The following is a 20,811-nucleotide window of genomic DNA, read 5'->3' as shown; positions in this document are numbered from 1 at the left end:
ACCGTCCCCCAAACCCCCTCCAAATATTTCTGCGGTTTTTTGTTTGGTCTTTAAGCGCATTTCCAGTTAGTGAAGTTCATCACATCAGCTATCCTCCTTACCCTACGGGAACACTTCGTTTACATGAGTAGAGTATTCTGAATTCTGACTCCTATTTATTACTGACACCAGATTAGTTTTTAACGCTACACATATTTAGTTTTTTCGGTGTTGCATAAATGGGGGATGATTTTCTTAATATTTATCTCTCAAAACCTCTTCTTTGCGTACTTTGCGTACTTTGCGGTTCATTATTTCATCCCTAAATTCAGCAACGCCTTAGTTTTTTCCTGTCAATGCCTAAGTCCTAATCAATAGCCCTTTCAAGGTGGTGAAATTCGGAACGAAAATTCGTTATTTCAACCTTCAAAAAAATCAAAATCTGAGCGGAGAACTCAGGATGATAGCACTGAAACAACGTATCTTCTTTGGTCACTTTAAAAGGGCTAGTCCTAATCAAGTCAAAATTGGTAGTTTTGGGAGACTTTTCTCGATTCTATTCCCTCATCCCCCTTCACTTAACAGCATTTTTGAGGTTGAGCTACCTATCTAACAGAAAAGGCTTGACTAAATCTGCGAGTTACGGGTTCTATGATGAAAGTTAAAATTGACTTCTTGCGAGTGACGATTTCTCCTGTAGCCACCATACCCGGAGTAAATACTACTTCTTTACCTCGCACATTTACGGAATGTTTCCGCATCTGAACTCTAGTAGGAAAAACTAGTCCCAACTCTTTATCGACTACTGCATTTGGACTAACTTGTAGTACGCTACCATCAATAGTGCCGAATTCCTGGAAAGGGAAAGTAGCCATTTTCACCTTTACCTTCATTCCTGGACGAATAAACCCAATATCGCGGTTAAGAACTTTCACCTCTAACTGTAACTCTTCCCCATCTGGCAAAATGGAAAGTAATTCTTCACCTGCTTGTACAGGGCCTTTGGTTGCTTTAATTCTGTAGATTGTGCCAGCTACAGGAGCTTTGATGCTTTCTCCTTCTTGTTGCTTTTTCGCCTGCTGTAATTGACCGGAGACGTTATTTAATTCTTCTTTACGCTTATTCATCTGAGTCAATATTTCGCTTTGACGCTCAGAGGATAAACGCTGTACTTGATTGCGAGCCGCTTGAAAAGATTGTTCAACTTGGCGAATTTCTTGAGCTTGAGCAGCAATATCTTTTTCTAGGGATGCAACGCGATCTTGCGCTTCAGTGACTTTATTACTGGCATTAGTCACTTCATCGTCTGATCTGGTGACATCTGTATTAGCACGATTTAACCTTTCTTGAGCTTCCAAGTAATCAACTCTGGGGACAGCACCAGGAGTAATCAACGTGCGGAGTTTTTCTTCTCTATTTTGAGCGATCGCTAACCCGTCTTTGACTCTTTCGCGGATGTTTTTGGCATTAACGAAGTTAGTCTTGGCGTTAACTAATACATTTTTGGCAGTATCTAAATTTTCTCGCAATCGAGCCAATCGCACTTTTGCTTGGTCGAGGAGAGCGTTTTGGCGATTTGCTTCTGCTTCTGCGGATGCTTGACGCGCTTGATAATCGCGCAAACGGGAAGTTAAAAGTTCATCTTGAAGTTTTTCCCCAGTACTTTTACCACCGATGCGTTCTACATCCAAGCGGTCTAAGTCATCCTTAATCAACTTAGTCGATTCTGCAAGGCGGTTCACGTCGGTTTTTTGCAAGTCAGGATCGCGTTGAACCAGCACTTGATTTTTGGTAACGCGATCGCCTTCTTTAACTTTCACTGCCATAATCATCCCATTACCCAGGGATGTAACTGGTCTGACTTGAGTAGAAGCAATTAATTCCCCTTGAGCGACCGCCACTTCATCGATTTCTGAGAAATTTGCCCAGGCGATCGTGCCGAATAAAGCTAAACTAATGGTTCCTGCTAATAATCTAGTATAAATTGGTGGTAATTCCTGGACTGCCTTACCTAATTCATAAGACAGTTGATCCTCTGGCTTGGCGAATCGCTGTTTTGTTTGACGCGCTTGAGTAGCATTGGCAGCTAGGGGAGATGTCATAAAATTTTAATGTTATTTGTTCTTTTTCAATTGTCCTTAGTCATTAGTCATGTGTCCGGATGCTAATGACCAAGAACTAATAAGCTGGGCAGGGAGCAGAGGAAAATCTTTCCACTCAGCACTCAGCACTTTGCCATACTTCAAACTGCTAAATAGCGCCGTAAAAAATTTTCCAAGGTTTCTAATTGAAAATTGAAAATCTTCTCTAAGTCGGCTATTTCCTCTTTTTTACAGAAAAATTCATTAGATAGCAATGTCCGATAAGTCCCCAAAGCTGTTTGTGTTTGCGGATTTAATAAACCCATAACATTCCTTAACCCATCAATTACAAATAGTGGCGGGTTAATGACTATCGGCTGTTGGTTAAAAATCCGCCCAAATATTTGGGGAATATCTTCCCGTTGCAAAATTTCTGGCCCCCCGACTGATAATATTTGGTTACGCGCTTCTGTAACTGTCACAGAATCTACTATTATTCTTGCCAAATCGTCTGTACTCACAATTGAGCTACGGTTTTTGGGGTCGCCAATCAGTAAATATAGTCCCGTTTCTCGAAACTGTTCTGCCAGTGGCAGTAAGTTCGATGCTAGTCCAGTCGGGCGTAAAATAGTGTAATTTAAGCCACTATCTACCAAATATCGTTCTACTGCGCGTTTGGCTTTAAATACGGGAGCATCTTCATAACCACGGTCTGCTCCCAATACAGAAACAAAGACAAAATGCTGTATTCGATTAGCTTTTGCTTGGTCAATCAGTTCTATATTGGCGCGGTAGTCAAGAGATAGAGCATCATTACCAGAACCGTGGGCGCTGATAATATACTGAACACCTTGAGTAGCTTTCTTGATATCTTGTTCTTGGTGCAAATCACCGATGAAGATTTCCGCACCGCGATGTTCTAACTCACCGTAATGCGAAGTGAGACGGACAAAAGCCCTAACCGATTGTTCCTGTTGGCGTAGCAGTCGCACAACACGGCGACCAATTCCTCCCGTTGCTCCTGTTACCAAAAACATATAAATACCTAAAATTAATATACTCAGAATCCATAAATGGATTCTTGAACATAAAGTATCAGCATTTTTGTATATTAACTAGGACTTATGGAGCGAGATGAGAAATCATCGATTTAGCGATCGCTCAGTGACATTGTAGGATGTCTTAGCAGATCCAGGTGCGATCGCAGTTAAAACCTTTGGGCTACAATCATTGTGTCAATTACAAGGAGGATAATGCCAGCAAAAGATGTTTACCACGATGCAGTTAAAAATGCTTTAATCAAAGACGGTTGGAGAATTTTAGCTGATCCTTATAAAATTAAATACAAAGATGCTGAATTATTTGCTGATTTAGCAGCAGAAAAACCTATTGCTGCTGAACAAAATGGACGCAAAATTGTTGTCGAGATTAAAAGCTTTTTAAGCGCCTCACCAATGAGAGATTTTGAACTGGCTTTAGGACAATATATTTTATATCGAAACTTAATCAATCTTACTGAACCAGAATATCAGATTTATCTAGCAATTAAGGACAGTATTTACGAAAACTTTTTTCAACGGGAATCAATTCAAGATATTACTAAAATAAATCAATTACTTTTGATTGTTTTTGAGATGGAAAAGGAGGAAATTCTACAATGGATAAATTAGCACAATATCGTAATCATATTAAAAATATTTTAACAGAATATCACGAATGGGTTTCTGGTTCAGCCAATTTAGATCAAGAAAGCTGTCTTGTTTTTGACGAGATACATGATCAATATTTTTGGCTGTTTATGGGTTGGGAAGGGAAGAAAAAAATCAGAAATATTCAAGTTCATATTCGGATTAAAAATGGGAAAATTTATATCGAGGAAGATTGGACGGAAGAAGGAATTGCGACTGAGTTATTAAGGGAAAATGTACCAAAAGAGGATATTGTTTTAGCTTTCCATGATCCAGAAACTCGTAAGTTAACTGAGTTTGCTGTTGCTTGAATTACACTAAAATTCCGTCGGATGTTTCAGCGATCGCTCAGTGACATTGCAGGATGTCTTAGCAGATACAGGTGTGATCGCACTTCGTTAACGCACGCTACAATGTCTGCGAAACTTGAGCGATCGCTAATCACTTCCGGTCAAGCTATCGAATGATTATTGGTTCTAGTGGTTGTGATGCTTGCACTAATTCATAAAGTTTGGTTTCAAATTTCGTCATCCCAGCCGACCAATCAAATTCCTTAATCGAGCTACGTGCTTGGCTGGTCATTTCTGCTTTGAGTTCAGGATTTGTGAGGATGGCTATTACTTGGTGAGCCAAATCTACAGGATTGTTCGATTCACTTAAGAAACCATTAATTCCCGGAAAAACCTGTTCTAGATTCCCGCCAGCGCTGGCTGCTACTAAAGGTGTTCCAGAGGCTAGAGCTTCCATATTGGTTGTGCAGAAGTTCTCAGTGACAGAGGGATTGACAAATATATCTGCGCGTGCAAACCAACCTAAAAGTTCTGTTCCGTGAGATTCTCCCCAGACAGTAATCCCGTTGGGAAACTTTTCAGCACGTCGTCTGATTTCTTGATCTAGAGGGCCGCTACCAATAATTACTAAATGCACATCAGGAACTTTAGCCGCAATTAATGGAAAAGCATCAATGAGTTGAGTGACATTCTTTTCGGCGGTAATGCGTCCCACAAACAACAATGTTGGTCGATTATCTTGAGGAATCGGGTTGTGAATAATGTTTTGAGGATGAAATTTTTCGCTATCAATGCCTTGATAGGGGACATATTCACTACGTTGGCATTTCAGGTTATTGTATTTAGCCATCAGTTCCCTAGAAGGGAATAAATTGACATCATAAGCTGCACTAAACTGCTTAATGATCGATGGAATGATCAGACTAATCATACTAAAGAATTTATTGCCTAAATAGTATTTGATATAGGCAACAATATCAGTATGAAAAACAGAAATGATGGGAGTACGAGTTTGTTTAGCATATTGCACACCAACAGGACGACCATAACCTTGTAAAAAGGCTGAATACGCTCCTCGCATTTGTGCAGCTTCTTCTACAACAATTACATCGGGTTGGAATTGTGCAAGTAGTTTAGTATCGCTCCAATGGCGATAGTTTAATGGTTGGGGGAGAGACTTATAAAAGATTAACGGCTCTGTGGGAAATGTGTAGGAAGAGAAGGTTGGGAAAGATTTTAACTCATCTAGCCCAGGCATAGGGCGATCGCTCACATTTTTGGGGTATTGATCATTAATTTCTGGATGGACAAGTAAAACTTGATGTCCTTGTTGTAGCAACCAGCGAACTCTTTGATGGACTGCAACGGAAACTCCAGTCAGGAAAGGAGGGTACAATCCTGTAAACAGCGCAATGCGTAGCTGTTGCTTTTGCATGATTTTAGTTAGTTTGTTAATTTTTTTTGAGAGCTTAATCAGTCAGAGAAGTTGAAGATTTACACATTGCTGTGGAGATTCAATTTATTGATTCTGAATTCTTCTTCAAAGCGAAACTTTGCGATCGCTTGGTTGATCTACCATCTGATAAGGACGATATTCTAGTAGGTGGATATTCCAAGGGCCTTTCACTTGATAGGTAACACCACGCCAATGGACTGTGGGCATCTGAAACGATGCTAACATTGCTAATCCATAAACCCATTGAGTAAAAGGAAGGGCGATCGCTATTTTGGTAATCATAGCTGCTGATAGTCTTGTCACATGTTGACCTTGAGCGCGAATTTCTGGCTGTACCGCCAACTCTAAAAATAGAATCAGCATGACTAATGCCAACATATAACTGACATACCAACTCAAAGCAAAATTCGCACTATCTCCGTCCCCAATCAACAAAGCTACCAAAAATACCACTAATAGCAAATTAGGTAGCAAGATTGTGAAAAATGCGTCAGCAGCTACAGCTACCCATAAAGGATGGTAGAGACGATAAGATAGCAGTTGACGTTGGAACCAGTATCTTAAACTAGGTAAGTCGCACTCTTCCCGATTCAACATAATCAAAGAAGGTACAAATTTCACTCTGAGTTGATGTTGATCCAAGATGCTGCGAATCATCGTATCTTCGCTAAAGGCTTTACCCCATTTATCTGGCAGTCCAGTTTGGCGTAACACAGAGGTTTTGATTGCTAAAGTTCCACCCCAAGGAATGCCATAGAGAAACATTTGCACCAATGCAGATACATTCCAGATGTAGCGCACCAAAGTACCCCAATACTTACCAGTTGGTACATACCAACGATTACCTGTTGTTGCACCTACTTTAGGGTTGTTGAGAGGAGTAACTAATTCTCGCAACCAATTGGGATGCACAACTGTATCAGCATCCACTAAAGCCACCACTTCGTAAGATTCATCTAGTTCTGAGACAGCTTGGATGAGGGAACTGCATTTGAGACTACAACTATTGCGGACTATTTTGAGTGGAGTGATTTCAACATTTGTTGCACCTAGTTCGTTGATAGTATTGTGGGCGATTTGCCATGCAGGGTCTTCGATACTATCAACAACCAACTTCAAATCATAACGAGGGTAATTCTGATAGAGTAGCGATCGCAAGCAATCAGGTAAAAACGGATCAGCACCACGTAGGCAAAGAATCACTGCTGTTTTGGGAAGTTCTGCATCTGATAATGGGTTTTGCGATGGTGAAGACATATACCACAACAAAGCCAGCACTAAACATATTTGAATAGCTAACCAACTCAACAAACACCTAGACAGGAATATTACCAACTCATTCATTTTTGCTAAACTCTATGCAACTGAATCCCAAAAATGAGCCATTAATTCGCCTTACAAAGATATTTTGCTATCTACAGGTTGATCCAAAAAATCATAGGCTTGATATTCAATTAATCGGATATTCCAAGGGCCTTGCACTCGATAGATTGCACCCCGCCATTTAACTGTTGATCTCAATAAAGAAGAGAGCATTGCTAAACCATATACCCACTGTGTTAAGGGGATAGCGATCGCCATTTTTAAGACTGCGCCGGGTGATAACTTTGTAATTGGCAAACCTTGAGCTACAATTACTGGTCTTATTCCTAATTCCAACATCAGCATTATCAAGAGTAAGCCCAGAGTATAGATGCTATAAGAGCGAAATAATTGATTAGTTAATTCCCATTGTTCAAACCACAATGATATTAGCAACAACACAATAGCCGTAGTGGGAAACAAAATGCTAGAAACCAAATCACCAACTATAGCTATCCATTGGGGATGATAAAGTCGAGAATATAAAAACAGTCGCTTGAGATGATCTATTAAGCCCAATAAATCGCATTCTTCACGATTGACCATTATTAAAGAAGGCACAAATTTGATTTGCATCCCATGTTTTTTCAAGACTTTGTGCATCATCAAGTCTTCATTCAAAACTTTTCCCCACATCTCCAACATTCCTGTGTGGCGCAACACTTCTGTTTTCACCGCCAAAGTACCACCCCAAGGAATGCCAAATAAAAACATCTGCACAACTGTAGAGACATTACCTGCATAGCGCACCAAAGAACCCCAATATTTACCAGTTGGTACATACCAACGATTACCTGTTGTCGCGCCTATCTTGGGATTTGAAAGAGGACTGACTAATTCTCGCAACCAGTTAGGATGAACTACGGTATCACCATCGACAAAAGCCACAACTTCATAAGAATTATCCAATTCGCTAACAACTTGCAAGAGGGCGCTGCACTTCAAACTACAATTGTGGCGAATTACCCTTAAATAATTAAGTTCGACGTTAGTTGCGCCTAGCTGATTGACAGTATCGTGAGCAATTTGCCATGCAGGATCTGTTTGACTATCAACAACTAGCTTTAAATTATATTGTGGATAATTTTGAGCCAGAAGCGATCGCAAACATTCAGACAAAAACGGATCGGCTCCACGTAGAGAAAGAATTACCGCTGTTTTGGGTAACTGCTCATCTGGTAATGAGCTTCTTTGGCTGAGGTGCAAGTAGAACAAAAAGACAAGTGCTAGACACACCTGAATAGCCAGCCAACTCAGCAAAGACTTAGACAGGAATATCGTCAACTCTTCCATGATGAGGAAATGAGGGAGTGAAGGGAGATGGAAAATGAGAGGACGCGGGAAATATATTAGATAAGTTCTCCGCATCTGTGTCTCACTGTGTCTTTGCGTCTTCTTTTTAGGAATCAAGAGAGTATTTCATCACAATATTAATGCCAGTATTTTTGTTTATTACAAAGCTGGCATCACGAAACTTTGGTGTACCTGTTGTGATAGAAACAGTGGGATTTTTAGATAGTCCAAAGCCTTCTTTGGGAATACCAAAAAAGTCTGTGTTCAGTTTGCGATCGCCATTTTGATCATCAACAATAGCGACTGCATAAGTGCCATGTTTTAATCCAGGAAATTTCTTAGTAACAGAAGTGCCTGTAATTTTAGTGCAGCCACTTTGAATTTCGCTTTTATCACTCATGGGAAAACCTTTTTCCCCGGCGTAAATCCGAAAACAAATATCACCTTTTTGATGACGAATGTTATTAACTGTAATTGTTAGTGTCGCTGTTTGTTCTGCGGTTACAGGTTTAATACAATAAATGCTGACTAAAGAAGAAAGCACAAAGTAAGACCAACGTGCAATTTTACGCATGATGAGTTATTGAGGAGTAATGTTTGCAATCGAAAAACTCTCTTGATTCTCTTCTCTATGCCTCTGTGGTTAGTAAAAAATAAACGAACCACAGAGACACGGAGGGCGCGGAGATAATTGTTGCGGTGTTAGTTTTCTATTTGACTAGTTTCTGGATATCGGTTTTTTGCACCCATGCGTGTGTTCGGTGCAAGCCTTCTTCTAGGTCAATTTTTGGTTTGTAGTCTAATAAATCTTGGGCTTTGGTAATGGAATAAGCGTAGGGACGAGTCATAAAATCTACTGATTCTGGTAGGATATCAGCTTTTTTACGGAATAGTTTTTGTCCTTGGCTGCGGATTTTGAGAAATAATTTCATTTCTTCTTTTGGCACGGACATGGGAGCTTGTAAACCTTCTGTTGCAGCCAAGCGCATAAAATACTCTTTCCAAGAAGTTTCTTGACCGTCGGTAATATTAAAAACTTCACCATAGGCTGCTTTTTTAATTGCTAAAAAGATAGCATCAATCAGATTATCTATATATAGATGATTGATGATTCCTTTACCATCGTTGGCATAAGCAAATAATTTTTGGCGCATCATTAAAAGCGGTCTAACTATCCAAGGGATACACCCTGGCCCATACACATCACCTGCACGAATGACGATAATGCCGAAGTCTGGAGGAGAGTTGAGAGGTAAAAGTTCAGTTTCCGCTTCGATTTTGGTCTGACAGTAGGGATTATTATCACTTGAAAGAGTTCCTGTTTCTGTCACGCCGTCAGGATAATCAAAGCCATATACCATCACGCTGGAGAGGTGGACAAAAGTTTTAACACCAGCGTTTTTAGCCGCTTTCGCGATGTTTAATGTCCCAGCGACATTGATTTCCCGAAATTCCTTGATAGCGCCGGCTTCTTGAGTGAGTTGCGCTGTGTGGAGAACGATGTCTACTCCCTGACAAGCTTTTTGGGCAATTTTAGGGTCTGTGATATTACCGATGATAACTTCTATACCTATATTTTGGGCTATGTTGCGATCGCTAGAACTTTGTAGTCCTCTCACCTTCATTCCCTGCGCTATGGCTAACTCGGCTGCACGCAAGCCAATAAAATCGTCAATTCCAGTAATTAGCAGGGTTTTGTTTTGTAGATTCATACAAGCAGAGGTTATTGTCTTACTAAAGTTTGAATTTCATATAGAAGTATGAATGCTTAAACATGAATATTACTTCATACTTAATACTTCACACTTCATACTTTTTAAAAAATATCTGCGGGGTCAGCAGAGCGTAATTTGTTAATAGCCAGTGCGCCAGAAGTAATACACATCAAAACTGCGGATATCAAAACAATTAAGGCATTGTTTGCCGTCATCATGATGGGTAATTTAGTAGCTTCCATTGCAAAATCATACAAAATTAAAGAACTCAAAAATCCAGGAATATATGCTAATATTGCCAGGATTATAGCTTGCTGAAACACCACATTTAATAGATATGAATTGGGATATCCGATAGCTTTTAATGTTGCATAGGCAATAAATTGTGTAGCAATGTTACTGTAGAGAATTTGGTAAACAATAACCACACCTACTACAGAAGCCATTGTCAACATTAAGTTCAGAATGAAACCAATTGGTGTGCGAGCAGCCCAATATTGTTTTTCAAAATCTATAAAACCTTGACGAGTGAAAATTAGTACATCATGAGGTAAATTGGCTTGTAAATTTTCTAAAATCTTTTCCCGATTAGCTTCCGGTTTTAGGGTAATTATGCCAATATCTATTTTTTCTGCCGGACGAGTATTGGGATTTATCCGCAGAAAAGTTGAGTCGCTGACAATTAAATTACCATCTACACCAAAGGAAGGGCCTAAGCTAAATAATCCACCGACTCTGACGTTGTAGCCAATTGGCCCATCAAAGGGAAAAATTTCAATTGTTTGTTCGGTATCTCCCTGGTCAAATTTTGCAGCAATTGGCCCAAACTCTGGTCGAGAATTCCGATCAAAAAGCATGACATCAGGAATTTTCAGTTTATCCAAGTTTTGCTCAATTTCCGGGATATTCAACACACTTCTTCCTGGATCAAAGCCAATCACATATATTGAGTACTTCTCACCAGTGGCTGGATTTTTTAACTTGGCAAATTGCAAGTACATGAGGCTAACAGATTCGACTCCATCAAACCCCAAAGTTTGATACAAACGAGTTCGAGAAAAGCTTTGAGTGGAAGTTAATGACTTATATTGTGAACTGACTAAAAATAAATCTCCACGGAGGTTTTGATGCACGGCGGTAGCACTAGAATATAGTGCATCTTGAAAACCTAGTTGGACAAACATCAGCAACACAATAAAAGCAATCCCAGCTACAGCTACTACAAAACGAACCTTTTGTTGGACTAGCTGTAGCCATGCTAAAGGAATTTTGAAATTCATGGATTCACTTGTTATTTGTTATTTGTCATCCGTCATTTGTTATTTTGACTATTGACTATATCTGAATAGATACATCCACTTGCAAGTTCGTCAAACGAGCAACTTTTTGACTATCTGCGGGATTATCGATAGATATTTTGACCTCAATAATTCTTCGGTCTGTATCGGATCTGGGGTTAAGACTAAAGATGCTTTGTTTGTCAACTTGCCAACCAATTTCTTTGACAGTTCCCTGCAATTTTCCTGTAAATGCAGCGCTGGTAATACTGGCTTTTTGACCTACGCGTACTTTTTCAATATCAGTTTGATATACTTCTGCAACTACATACATTTGCGATATCTTACCGATTTCTGCAAAACCAGAAGTGTTGATAACTTCGCCGGTTTTGGCATGAATTTTGAGAACTTTGCCATTAATAGGAGATTTAATGTATGTTAAATCTTGGTCTGCTTTAGCTTGTTTGATTGCAGTCACAGCACTCTTAATTTCAGTCTGTGCTGCGTCAACATCTACAGAGCGTACTTCACTAATGCTGTTGAGCCGAGCTTTACCTTCTGTTAGCTGGTCTTTAAGAGTGTTTTGTGTACGACTAAGGGCTGCTTTGGCTTCTGTTAGCTGTTGTTGTGTAGTTTTGAGTTGTAAAGCTTTACTATCGGCGATGGTAGCAGCGATCGCACCATCTTTGTATAATTTCTGATAGCGATCGTTTTCGGTTTGTGCGTTTTCTACTTGAGCTTGGATGCGGTTGATTGTTGCTTCTTGAGCCGCAATTTCTCCTTTTAATTGTGATTCTAAACGCGCAATGGTTGCTTTTTGAGCGTCGATATCTCCTGATTTAGCACCAGCTTTGACCTGTGCTAATTTAGCTTTGGAAACTTGCAGTCTATCTAGAGACTGTTGTAAAGCGGCTGTAGCACGGGCATAATCGTCTAAATACGCCAATATTTGCCCAGCTTTGACCTCATCCCCTTCCTTTACAAGCAGTTTTTCGACTCGCACACCGTTGATGGAGTTAGGCGCAGACAAAAAGGTAACTTGACCTTCAGGCTGCAAACGTCCCAAAGCGGTGACTGCAACTTTCACAGGCGCAGGCTGAGGAGAATTTGTTTGAGGTGCTGGAACTGAAACACGAGACAATTTTGGCGAAAGACTAGAGAAAGTTCCTAGTCCAGCAGCAGCTATAGTGATGGAAGCTGCTAGAATTATTTGCCAGCGACTTAGAGGTTTTGTAAACAACTGGCTGTATTTTTTTAGTGCCATATTTTTTTATTCCAATTGTGCTATGCCAGGGAACAGCCTAATTTCTGAATAATGCTACCCCTGCGGGAACGCCTACCATAGGATGCCCCAAGGGATTTAGGGCAAAGACAGTTCAGCCTTTTTGTACCAGTGAGTTCTATGGGAATTTTTGTACGTCTTAACACCAATATTAATTACTAGTTTTGGAGAGAAATAACCAGTAGACGTAACTCTAAATCTTTTTCAGTTTTATCCTAATTTTGCATTAAATCCAGTAGTTTAAAATACGATATCGCTAACTAAAAATTTTCAATCTCCGAAAAATGAAGCGCTGGAAAAACTGGATAAACTGCGTTCAATTATGGCAACAAGTTTAGATGTTGTCAATCAGTTTGCAATGTTTAAGTTAACCTTTAATGACTTTAAGACTTACGCAATTTGCAGACTAAATAAAGGTTATGGTTGTCAAGAGTCAATAGTCAAAAATCAGTTTTTAATATTTTAGGTGGATTTCGCGTGCTATCTTAGGTGTTTTAGCTGATTTTAAAAAAAAATAGTAATTATGCCTAAAGTTTCCATAAACCAAATTCACATAGGTTCTAACCGCCGTCCAGTCAACGGCAGTAAAGTTAATGAATTGAAAGAGTCAATTAAGGCTAATGGTCTATTAAATCCAGTCACAGTAGATCAGAATTTAAACTTGATTGCGGGGCTGCATCGCCTCACAGCCTGTAAGCTTTTGGGGCTAGAAGCTATTGAATGTAATATTGTCAACTATCGAGATGCAGACCAAGGGCGGTTGGCGGAAATTGACGAAAATTTAATTCGTAATGAGCTAGAACCTTTAGAACGTTCGGAACTGTGGCTAGAGCGAGACCAGATTTTAGAACGTATGGGGTTGCGAGCAAAAGCTGGAGATAATCAGCATACTTTCAAAGGTGGTGCAATGATTTCACCACCTCCCAAAAGAACTATGGAGTTAGCGAAGGAAACTGGATACTCTGAGCGCACCTTTCAGCATGGGAAGCAAATAGCTAAAAGCATTCACCCAGAAGTAAAACAGATGATTAAGGGTACACCACTGGCTGACAGTCCCACAGTCTTACTCAAAATAGCCAGGGCTGGGAGTGAAGAACGCACATCAGCGGAAGCAGCACAAAAGGCTTTGGAGTTAGCCCAAAAGCAAGGAGACAAACAAGTAGCCGCACAGCAAGCCCAATTGATTAGAGAGGCTAAGAAAAAGCAAAAAGAGTTACAGATATTAGCTTTTAAAAGTGCTATGGCGGAGAAAGAAGCTAAATTGGCGCTTAAAAAAGTTCAACGCCAAGTAGAACAAGTGATTGAGCAACCAAAAGCTAGTCTTGCACCAGATGTAAAACTTGGTGAGGAATGGATGCTAGGACGGCATTTAGTTTATTGTGGCGATACTTACACTTCACAGTTTCGGAATCTGTTACCTTCGGATGCAGCGTTGGCGATCGCGCCCTGCGCGGCTCCCAGCTGGAGCATCGCTACTGTCTCCTCTACATGGCATCATAATTATTTAGTGGATGAAGCCAGGGTTGTTGCTGTTCTCCGTTCTGAAGGGCAAGTTTATGAATTTTACAGAAATAATCAAATGCCGTTTCAATACGAGTTATTAGTAAACAATGTTTATGTAGGCATTTTTTCTCACCAAGAAATTTCTCAACCACAAACAGCTATTAATATCGAAGGCATTGAGGGCATCGTCAATTATCTAATTAATCTCTACACCAGTCCCAACAATTTTGTCATCGCCCCATTTATCGGATATGGTGAAATACTCATCGCTTGTGAAAGACTCGGACGCATCTGTTTTGTTGGTGATGAAAACCCACAATTAGTTAGTCGCGGTATGCTGCGTTGGCAGCAATGGACTGGGAAACAAGCGCAAAAAGCGTTGAGTGTTTAGGCATTAATTATTAACCACAGATAGATGCTCATCAAGAAATTCAAACTGCAATTTGTAACTTTTTTGGCAGATACTCACTTCAATTATCTAAATGTTAGCAATTCCTCAAAGGTTATTAAGACATTGTTTGTAATGCACTTTCTCAAGATTGAATGTTTGCTTGATTAATAGCTTTACGAAATTAGGTTTTGCCTGATTTAAAAAAATCATCAAATACTTGCTTCCAATTATGATGATCTGCTGAATAACCAAGATTTATGCTTATCTATTTTCGTGTATGTGTTTGATTGATTTGTACTGAAATTACTGGGCTTTGTACTGTTTACGAAATCAAGATGCCATTAGCAAAGGAAGCGCGATCGCTTAACTTCGTAGTCACAAAATATGAGTTGTTGAATATACTTGTATGCCATGCTTTGTTTAACATTGCCATCAACCAAAAGTCAGATTAATTTCTTAAAATCCTTTGAAGAAATGATTTAGTTTGTGTGAAGTGTGCTATTCTTTTTATTAATTCAACTCTTCAAAACGCAACGGAAAAATAACAGATTTATCGCTTTTGGAGATGAGAAACCTATACAAAGTCGCATCACCATCACCTTGTGAATTTTGAGTATTTTTGTCAAACCACTGTATGAATTAAAAATCGAGGTGATGTTCTTTCGGTAACGAATTTGTCAACTTTTCTGGGTCAAATTCCGTACAATATATTATCCTGGACGTTGAAACTGGCTATGGCATTTATTAAGATACAGAACGTTATCATTAATACCAGCTACGTTGCTGCTGTTAGGCTAGATCATCAGACGAGTTTGGGAGAAAAAAGCGTTTCTGTCCTCATGGCTACTCCTAAGTTTCCTTTGTTCCAGTTAGATACAATTGCTCAAAATTTCTACCATTACGAATGGCTTGAATTCACTGGTCAAGCAGCTAACGCGCTCCAAGATTATTTTACCAGTTTCAACAACGTTATTGACTTGCTACCACAATATCAAGAGAAGCATGAAGTATGAATTCTGAAATATGAAGTAGGAATTTTTCATCTTTTGTATTGTTGGTGTTTGTTAGGAAAAAAGCATTTAGCTCTTGCACATAGGTATAGCTAGTTGCTTCTAACAATAAACATGCTCATTTTTGATGGGTAATAAAAACTACTGTAGCTTCACAATCCACAGTACTCAAGAACAGTCTATACCCTATGTCTGCTTATTCAATTGATACTGCTTTGGCGGAATTGGAAGCCCACATCAACAGTTGTGAAAAAACTTTGATTAGGTTTATAGAGGAAAAAAAGATGACGACAGACAAACCAATGTCGATTAACAAACTTAACAGACAACTGCAACAAAACCCTATAGCTATCGTGGGCATGGCTTCGCTATTTGCTAAAGCCAGAAATTTGCGGGAATATTGGCAAAATATCATTAATAAAATCGATTGTATTACTGATGTACCTCCCACCCATTGGAGTGTGGAAGATTATTACGACCCCAACCCCAGAACCTCAGAAGATAAAACTTACTGTAAACGCGGTGGCTTTATCCCAGAGGTTGATTTTAACCCGATGGAATTTGGTATTCCTCCCAGCATTTTAGAAGTTACTGATGTTTCGCAGTTATTAAGTTTGGTAATTGCGAAAGAAGCAATGGAAGATGCTGGCTATGGTGAATCTCGTGAGTTTTCCAGAGATACTATCGGGGTGGTTCTGGGTGTAGCGATGGCTAAACAATTAGGAATGCCACTAGCTGCACGTCTAGAATATCCTATTTGGGAAAAAGTTCTCAAAAGTAGTGGTCTTTCTGACGAAGATACTAAAAAAATAGTTGACAAAATCAAAAGCGCCTACATTAAGTGGGATGAAAACGCCTTCCCTGGAATGTTGGCTAACGTCGTGGCTGGACGCATCGCCAACCGCTTGAACTTTGGTGGAATTAACTGTGTAGTTGATGCAGCTTGTGCTAGTTCCTTCGGTGCTTTGAAAATGTCCATCAGTGAACTAGTGGAGCATCGCGCTGATATGATGCTGACTGGTGGTGTGGATACCGACAACACCATCATGGCTTACATTTCTTTTAGCAAAACTCCCGCTGTTTCTCCTAGTGAAACCGTCAAACCTTTCGATGCTAAATCTGATGGGATGATGTTGGGTGAAGGTATCGGGATGATTGTCCTCAAGCGTTTGGAAGATGCAGAACGGGACAACGATAAAATCTATGCCGTAATTAAAGGTATTGGTACTTCTAGCGATGGTCGCTACAAGAGCATTTATGCTCCTCGCAAAGAAGGACAAGTTACCGCCTTACGCCGCGCTTATGAAGATGCTGGCTTTTCTCCCGCCACCGTTGGTCTGATGGAAGCCCACGGTACTGGGACAATGGCTGGCGACCCCACCGAATTTGCTTCTTTAAGAGACTTCTTTAGTGAACACGACCAGAAAAAGCAGCACATCGCTTTAGGTAGCGTGAAATCCCAAATCGGACACACCAAAGCAGCTGCGGGTGCTGCAAGTTTGATTAAAACAGCTTTGGCACTCCATCATAAAATTTTACCGCCAACCATTAACATTACCGAGCCGAACCCCAAACTCGACATTAACAACTCGGCATTTTATCTCAATACCGAAACAAGACCTTGGATTCGTGCAGAAGGGGACGAGCCAAGACGCGCGGGTGTCAGTTCCTTCGGATTTGGTGGGACAAACTACCACGTTGTTTTAGAAGAATACGAAGCGGGACAAAATCAACCATACCGCTTGCACAGCACACCCCAAGAAATTCTGTTGTTTGCAGCTAATCCAGCCCAACTACTTAGCAAGTGTGAAGCAGATTTATGGAAGTTGCAATCAGAAGGGGCTGAGAGATACTATTCACAGTTAGTACAAGATTGTCAATCAGTAGAAATTCCCCAAACTGCGGCTAGAGTTGGTTTTGTGGCTGAAAATTTGCCAGAAGCTTGCAAGTTGCTGCAAATTAGCATCGACTGGCTAAAACTTAAAGGTGCAGCCGCATCGTGGGAACATCCCCAAGGTATTTACTACCGCGCCTCTGGGATGGAGTTGGGCGGTAAAGTTGTGGCGTTGTTCTCTGGTCAAGGTTCCCAATATCTAGAAATGGGGCGGGAAGTAGTGATGAACTTCCCAGAAATGCAGCGCTTACATGGCTACATGGATAGCTTGTTAATCAAAGATAACTTGCAGCCACTCTCAGAAATTGTCTTCCCGCGTCCAACCTTTGAAGAAGCTGAGAAAAACGCCCAAGTTGCAGCACTACAACGCACAGAATACGCGCAACCTGCGATTGGGGTGTTTAGCGCTGGGTTGTATTCGATTCTGCAAAAAGCTGGCTTTAAATCTGACTTTGTTGCTGGTCACAGCTTTGGGGAACTGACAGCATTGTGGGCGGCGGGTGTGTTGAGTGAAGCAGATTACCTGTTCTTGGTGAAATCTCGTGGTCAAGCGATGGCTGCACCAGAAGACCCAGACCACGATGCGGGGACAATGTTGGCTGTCAAAGAAGACATCAACAAAATTGAACCGATACTGAAGCAGTTTCCGCAGGTATCGATCGCTAACTTTAATTCTCCCACACAGATTGTCTTGGCAGGGCCAACTGCCGAAATTGCTAAAGTTCATCAGGTATTGCACAGCCAGGGATATGCAGCTGTATTATTGCCTGTTTCTGCCGCCTTCCACACATCGCTAATTGCCTTCGCTCAGAAGTCCTTTGCGATCGCCACTAAGTCGGTTAAATTCAATACTTCTAAAATTCCAGTTTTCAGTAATGTTACTGGTAAGCATTATCCTCAAGACCCCACAGGAATGCAGAGAATCCTGGAAACACACCTGGCAAGTTCGGTGCTGTTTAAACAGGAAATTGAAAATATTTACGCCGCTGGTGGTTCTTGCTTCGTGGAATTTGGGCCAAGAAGAATTCTAACTAACTTAGTTAAAGATATTTTAGGCGATCGCCCACACATTACCGTCGCTTTAAATCCTAGCACCCAAAAGAATAGCGATCGCTCTTTGCGGGAAGCCGCAGTACAAATGCGCGTCATTGGGATGCAGTTGAAAAATCTTGACCCCTATCAAGTTCAACCTGCACTACCTGCTGAGAAAAAGAAAGCTTTGAATGTGCGTCTCAACGGCATTAACTACGTCTCAGACAAAACCAAAAACGCCTTCCAAGAAGCATTGCAGAATGGACATAAAGTTTCATTACCTGCTAACGCTACTCCTGAATTCTCCGAAACTGTGCCAGTTACAGCAAGTAATGGACGTGTGACGGTTCCTCAAGAAATCGTCAGCCCTGAACCAGCACCAGAAATTATTTTCACACCTAATACCACAACCAAACCACAACCAGAAATGAGTCCTGCGTTCCTTTCTAATCAACCAGCCCAGGAGTCTGATATGCCAACGCCTGAAAATTTGGTAAACTACCAGCGAATGCTAGAAAGCTTAGAGTACCTACTGACCCAATTCCAAAAGAATCAATCTGAGAATCTCCAAGCTCATGGTCAGTACCTCCACCATCAGATGGAATACACTAAAGCATTCTTCCAACTGATGCAGCAGCAAAATGGGTTATTCGCTAACGCCAAATCTTCCCAAGAAGCAGCGCAACTCAGGCTAGTTGTGATGGAAGGTGTAGAACGTAGCATGATGCAGTTTCACTCCCAACAAGGTGAAACCCTCCGCATCCATGAGCAGTATCTTCTAGAACAGGTGGAATACGCCAAAAACTTCTTCCAACTCATCCAAGAACAATATTCGCAGTTGATTGCTGGTGGTGTCACCGAAGCACCTGTACCGCCAACAACCAAGATTATTGAACCACCTACATCTGTAGTTGAGCCTGTTATTAAAAATGGTAACGGCAATGGTTCTAAAGTTGTTGGGACACCCATTGCTTTCACTCCCGCACCAATAGTTGAGACACCTGTTGCACCCGCGTCAGTAATTCAAATTCCGACTCCTCAGCCTGTAGTTGAAGCACCTGTTTTTACTCCCGCACCAATAATTGAAACACCTGTTGCACCAGCGCCAGTAGTTCAAATTCCGACTTCTCAGCCTGTAGCTGCAATTAGCGCACCTGCCATTTCTACACCCGCTGTTGATTTGTCAGACTTAGACAAAAACCTGATTGCAATTATCAGCGATAAGACAGGCTACCCTGTAGAAATGCTCGAATTCGAGATGGACATGGAAGCCGACTTAGGTATTGACTCCATCAAACGAGTAGAAATCTTGGGTGGATTGCAAGAATTGTATCCAGACTTACCCAAGCCCAACTTAGAAGAACTGGCAGAAAAACGCACCATCGGGCAAATTATTGAATATCTGCAATCTAATGCTGCGAGTGGTGCTACCGTAGGAGTTGCAGTGCTACCAGCACCAGAAATACCAGTTATCACCGCACCCGTTGCACCTGCACCAGCAGTTATTGCAGAAACTCCAGTCGAAGAAACTGTAGAAGATACCACAGAATACGCAGACATCGCCCAAACCCTCCTCGCCATCACCAGCGATAAAACAGGCTACCCCGTAGAAATGCTCGAACTCGAAATGGACATGGAAGCCGACTTAGGTATTGATTCCATCAAACGAGTTGAGATTTTGGGTGGACTGCAAGAAGCGTATCCCAACTTACCCAAGCCCAACCTCGAAGACTTAGGTGACTTGCGAACAATTGGACAAATAGTTGATTATCTGCAACGCCTAGTTGCAGGGGAAAAAAAAAAGCCTCAGTCTAGCTGGAACTTCCAACCAGTCCAGGTAATAGATAACGTAGCGCGTCGTCCAGCGCAACTGAAAATATTACCAGCACCAGACAGCTTAGAATTCAGCTTACCAGAGGGACACATCTGCTTAATCACAGATGATGGCTCCCTCACCACCTCCAAAGTAGTGGAATCTTTGAGCGATCGCGGCTGGAAAATAGTAGTATTAAGCTTTCCCCCATCGCTCATTTCTCAACTAGCACCCTTACCCGCGGGAGTAGAACGCATCACCCTCGCAGATATGAGTGAAGAACTTCTACAACATAAATTATCCGCGATCGCCACAAATTTGGGAACCATCGGCAGCTTCATTCACATCCATCCCCAGGGCATAGAACAAGACAAAGCCATCGTTAAACACATCTTCTTCATCGCCAAATACCTGAAAAAATCCCTCACCGAAACCGCAAACTACACCCGCAGTAGCTTCCTAACAATAGCCCGATTAGATGGAGCCTTTGGGTTAGAGCATAACACCAATTATAGAGCGATCGCCGCTGGTTTATTTGGACTCACCAAAACCCTGAGATGGGAATGGCCAAAAGTATTCGCTCGCTCAATCGACCTAAGCCCAGCAATAGACCCACAAAAATCAGCTGAACATATTATTGCCGAACTGTGCGACTCAAATCTTTATATCAACGAAGTAGCTTACGGTTCCCAAGGGCGAGTTACTTTGAAAGCTTCCGTGATTAAGTAAAGCCTCACGCAGAGAC

At 41.1% G+C, this 20,811-nt stretch carries 14 protein-coding genes; 5 read left to right on the top strand and 9 right to left on the bottom strand.

What is annotated here, in order from left to right; translation table 11 throughout:
• Positions 1 to 584: 584 nt before the first annotated feature.
• Positions 585 to 2,081 (bottom strand): HlyD family efflux transporter periplasmic adaptor subunit, encoded by a 1,497-nt coding sequence (locus tag IQ259_RS19720; RefSeq protein WP_193887696.1) that lies wholly within the window; start codon positions 2,079 to 2,081, stop codon positions 585 to 587.
• Between the two features lie 140 nt (positions 2,082 to 2,221).
• A complete protein-coding gene (locus tag IQ259_RS19715; protein ID WP_193887695.1) occupies positions 2,222 to 3,097 on the bottom strand; it encodes an SDR family oxidoreductase in 876 nt (291 codons plus the stop codon).
• Positions 3,098 to 3,313: 216 nt separating this feature from the next.
• On the opposite strand from IQ259_RS19715, the gene IQ259_RS19710 reads away from it, so the two are divergent.
• Together IQ259_RS19710 and IQ259_RS19705 are read left to right on the top strand one after the other, a co-directional pair.
• Positions 3,314 to 3,730 (top strand): XisH family protein, encoded by a 417-nt coding sequence (locus IQ259_RS19710; protein WP_193887694.1) that lies wholly within the window; start codon positions 3,314 to 3,316, stop codon positions 3,728 to 3,730.
• Positions 3,718 to 4,059 (top strand): XisI protein, encoded by a 342-nt coding sequence (locus tag IQ259_RS19705; RefSeq protein WP_193887693.1) that lies wholly within the window; start codon positions 3,718 to 3,720, stop codon positions 4,057 to 4,059. Before IQ259_RS19710 ends, IQ259_RS19705 begins: the two co-directional genes overlap by 13 nt.
• 145 nt (positions 4,060 to 4,204) lie before the next feature.
• Here the strand turns inward: IQ259_RS19705 and IQ259_RS19700 are convergent, their stop codons facing one another.
• The 7 genes from IQ259_RS19700 to IQ259_RS19670 all read right to left on the bottom strand — a co-directional run bounded on the left by IQ259_RS19700 (position 4,205) and on the right by IQ259_RS19670 (position 12,405).
• Entirely contained in the window at positions 4,205 to 5,473 is a 1,269-nt protein-coding gene (locus IQ259_RS19700; protein ID WP_193887692.1) for a glycosyltransferase, read from the bottom strand.
• Between the two features lie 105 nt (positions 5,474 to 5,578).
• Positions 5,579 to 6,838, bottom strand: a complete 1,260-nt coding sequence (locus IQ259_RS19695; protein ID WP_193887691.1) for a glycosyltransferase family 2 protein — start codon at positions 6,836 to 6,838, stop codon at positions 5,579 to 5,581.
• A gap of 51 nt (positions 6,839 to 6,889) precedes the next feature.
• The gene (locus IQ259_RS19690) at positions 6,890 to 8,149 is read right to left on the bottom strand and encodes a glycosyltransferase family 2 protein (RefSeq protein WP_193887698.1); all 1,260 of its coding nucleotides are present in this window, start codon (positions 8,147 to 8,149) and stop codon (positions 6,890 to 6,892) included.
• 106 nt (positions 8,150 to 8,255) lie between these two features.
• On the bottom strand, positions 8,256 to 8,723 hold the full coding sequence (locus IQ259_RS19685; RefSeq protein ID WP_193887690.1) for a DUF2141 domain-containing protein: 468 nt from the start codon (positions 8,721 to 8,723) through the stop codon (positions 8,256 to 8,258).
• A 136-nt stretch (positions 8,724 to 8,859) separates the two neighbouring features.
• Positions 8,860 to 9,861 carry an NAD(P)-dependent oxidoreductase gene (locus IQ259_RS19680; RefSeq protein ID WP_193887689.1) on the bottom strand — a complete coding sequence of 334 codons (1,002 nt, stop codon included), beginning with the start codon at positions 9,859 to 9,861 and terminating at the stop codon, positions 8,860 to 8,862.
• 104 nt (positions 9,862 to 9,965) lie between these two features.
• Positions 9,966 to 11,144: an ABC transporter permease DevC gene (gene devC / locus IQ259_RS19675; protein WP_193887688.1), complete on the bottom strand. Its 1,179-nt coding sequence runs from the start codon at positions 11,142 to 11,144 to the stop codon at positions 9,966 to 9,968.
• A gap of 55 nt (positions 11,145 to 11,199) precedes the next feature.
• Complete coding sequence (locus IQ259_RS19670) at positions 11,200 to 12,405, bottom strand: ABC exporter membrane fusion protein (protein ID WP_193887687.1); 1,206 nt, start codon at positions 12,403 to 12,405, stop codon at positions 11,200 to 11,202.
• 541 nt (positions 12,406 to 12,946) lie between these two features.
• On the opposite strand from IQ259_RS19670, the gene IQ259_RS19665 reads away from it, so the two are divergent.
• The 3 genes from IQ259_RS19665 to IQ259_RS19655 all read left to right on the top strand — a co-directional run bounded on the left by IQ259_RS19665 (position 12,947) and on the right by IQ259_RS19655 (position 20,795).
• Positions 12,947 to 14,317, top strand: coding sequence for a ParB N-terminal domain-containing protein (locus IQ259_RS19665; RefSeq protein ID WP_193887686.1), 1,371 nt, complete (start codon positions 12,947 to 12,949; stop codon positions 14,315 to 14,317).
• Positions 14,318 to 15,051: 734 nt separating this feature from the next.
• The gene (locus IQ259_RS19660) at positions 15,052 to 15,330 is read left to right on the top strand and encodes a hypothetical protein (protein ID WP_193887685.1); all 279 of its coding nucleotides are present in this window, start codon (positions 15,052 to 15,054) and stop codon (positions 15,328 to 15,330) included.
• A gap of 185 nt (positions 15,331 to 15,515) precedes the next feature.
• Entirely contained in the window at positions 15,516 to 20,795 is a 5,280-nt protein-coding gene (locus IQ259_RS19655; RefSeq protein WP_193887684.1) for a type I polyketide synthase, read from the top strand.
• Positions 20,796 to 20,811 lie beyond the last annotated feature (16 nt).

This window comes from Fortiea sp. LEGE XX443 (assembly GCF_015206815.1).
Classification (GTDB): domain Bacteria; phylum Cyanobacteriota; class Cyanobacteriia; order Cyanobacteriales; family Nostocaceae; genus Nostoc_B.
This window is presented reverse-complemented; position numbering and strand designations above follow the sequence as displayed.

Excerpts from the sequence above, each read along its gene's own strand:
- IQ259_RS19715 (WP_193887695.1), bottom strand. The coding sequence starts at position 3,097 with ATGTTTTTGGTAACAGGAGCAACGGGAGGAATTGGTCGCCGTGTTGTG.
- IQ259_RS19695 (WP_193887691.1), bottom strand. The coding sequence starts at position 6,838 with ATGAATGAGTTGGTAATATTCCTGTCTAGGTGTTTGTTGAGTTGGTTA.
- IQ259_RS19655 (WP_193887684.1), top strand. The coding sequence starts at position 15,516 with ATGTCTGCTTATTCAATTGATACTGCTTTGGCGGAATTGGAAGCCCAC.
- IQ259_RS19670 (WP_193887687.1), bottom strand. The coding sequence starts at position 12,405 with ATGGCACTAAAAAAATACAGCCAGTTGTTTACAAAACCTCTAAGTCGC.
- devC (WP_193887688.1), bottom strand. The coding sequence starts at position 11,144 with ATGAATTTCAAAATTCCTTTAGCATGGCTACAGCTAGTCCAACAAAAG.
- IQ259_RS19710 (WP_193887694.1), top strand. The coding sequence starts at position 3,314 with ATGCCAGCAAAAGATGTTTACCACGATGCAGTTAAAAATGCTTTAATC.
- IQ259_RS19705 (WP_193887693.1), top strand. The coding sequence starts at position 3,718 with ATGGATAAATTAGCACAATATCGTAATCATATTAAAAATATTTTAACA.
- IQ259_RS19720 (WP_193887696.1), bottom strand. The coding sequence starts at position 2,081 with ATGACATCTCCCCTAGCTGCCAATGCTACTCAAGCGCGTCAAACAAAA.
- IQ259_RS19680 (WP_193887689.1), bottom strand. The coding sequence starts at position 9,861 with ATGAATCTACAAAACAAAACCCTGCTAATTACTGGAATTGACGATTTT.
- IQ259_RS19690 (WP_193887698.1), bottom strand. The coding sequence starts at position 8,149 with ATGGAAGAGTTGACGATATTCCTGTCTAAGTCTTTGCTGAGTTGGCTG.
- IQ259_RS19665 (WP_193887686.1), top strand. The coding sequence starts at position 12,947 with ATGCCTAAAGTTTCCATAAACCAAATTCACATAGGTTCTAACCGCCGT.
- IQ259_RS19685 (WP_193887690.1), bottom strand. The coding sequence starts at position 8,723 with ATGCGTAAAATTGCACGTTGGTCTTACTTTGTGCTTTCTTCTTTAGTC.
- IQ259_RS19660 (WP_193887685.1), top strand. The coding sequence starts at position 15,052 with ATGGCATTTATTAAGATACAGAACGTTATCATTAATACCAGCTACGTT.
- IQ259_RS19700 (WP_193887692.1), bottom strand. The coding sequence starts at position 5,473 with ATGCAAAAGCAACAGCTACGCATTGCGCTGTTTACAGGATTGTACCCT.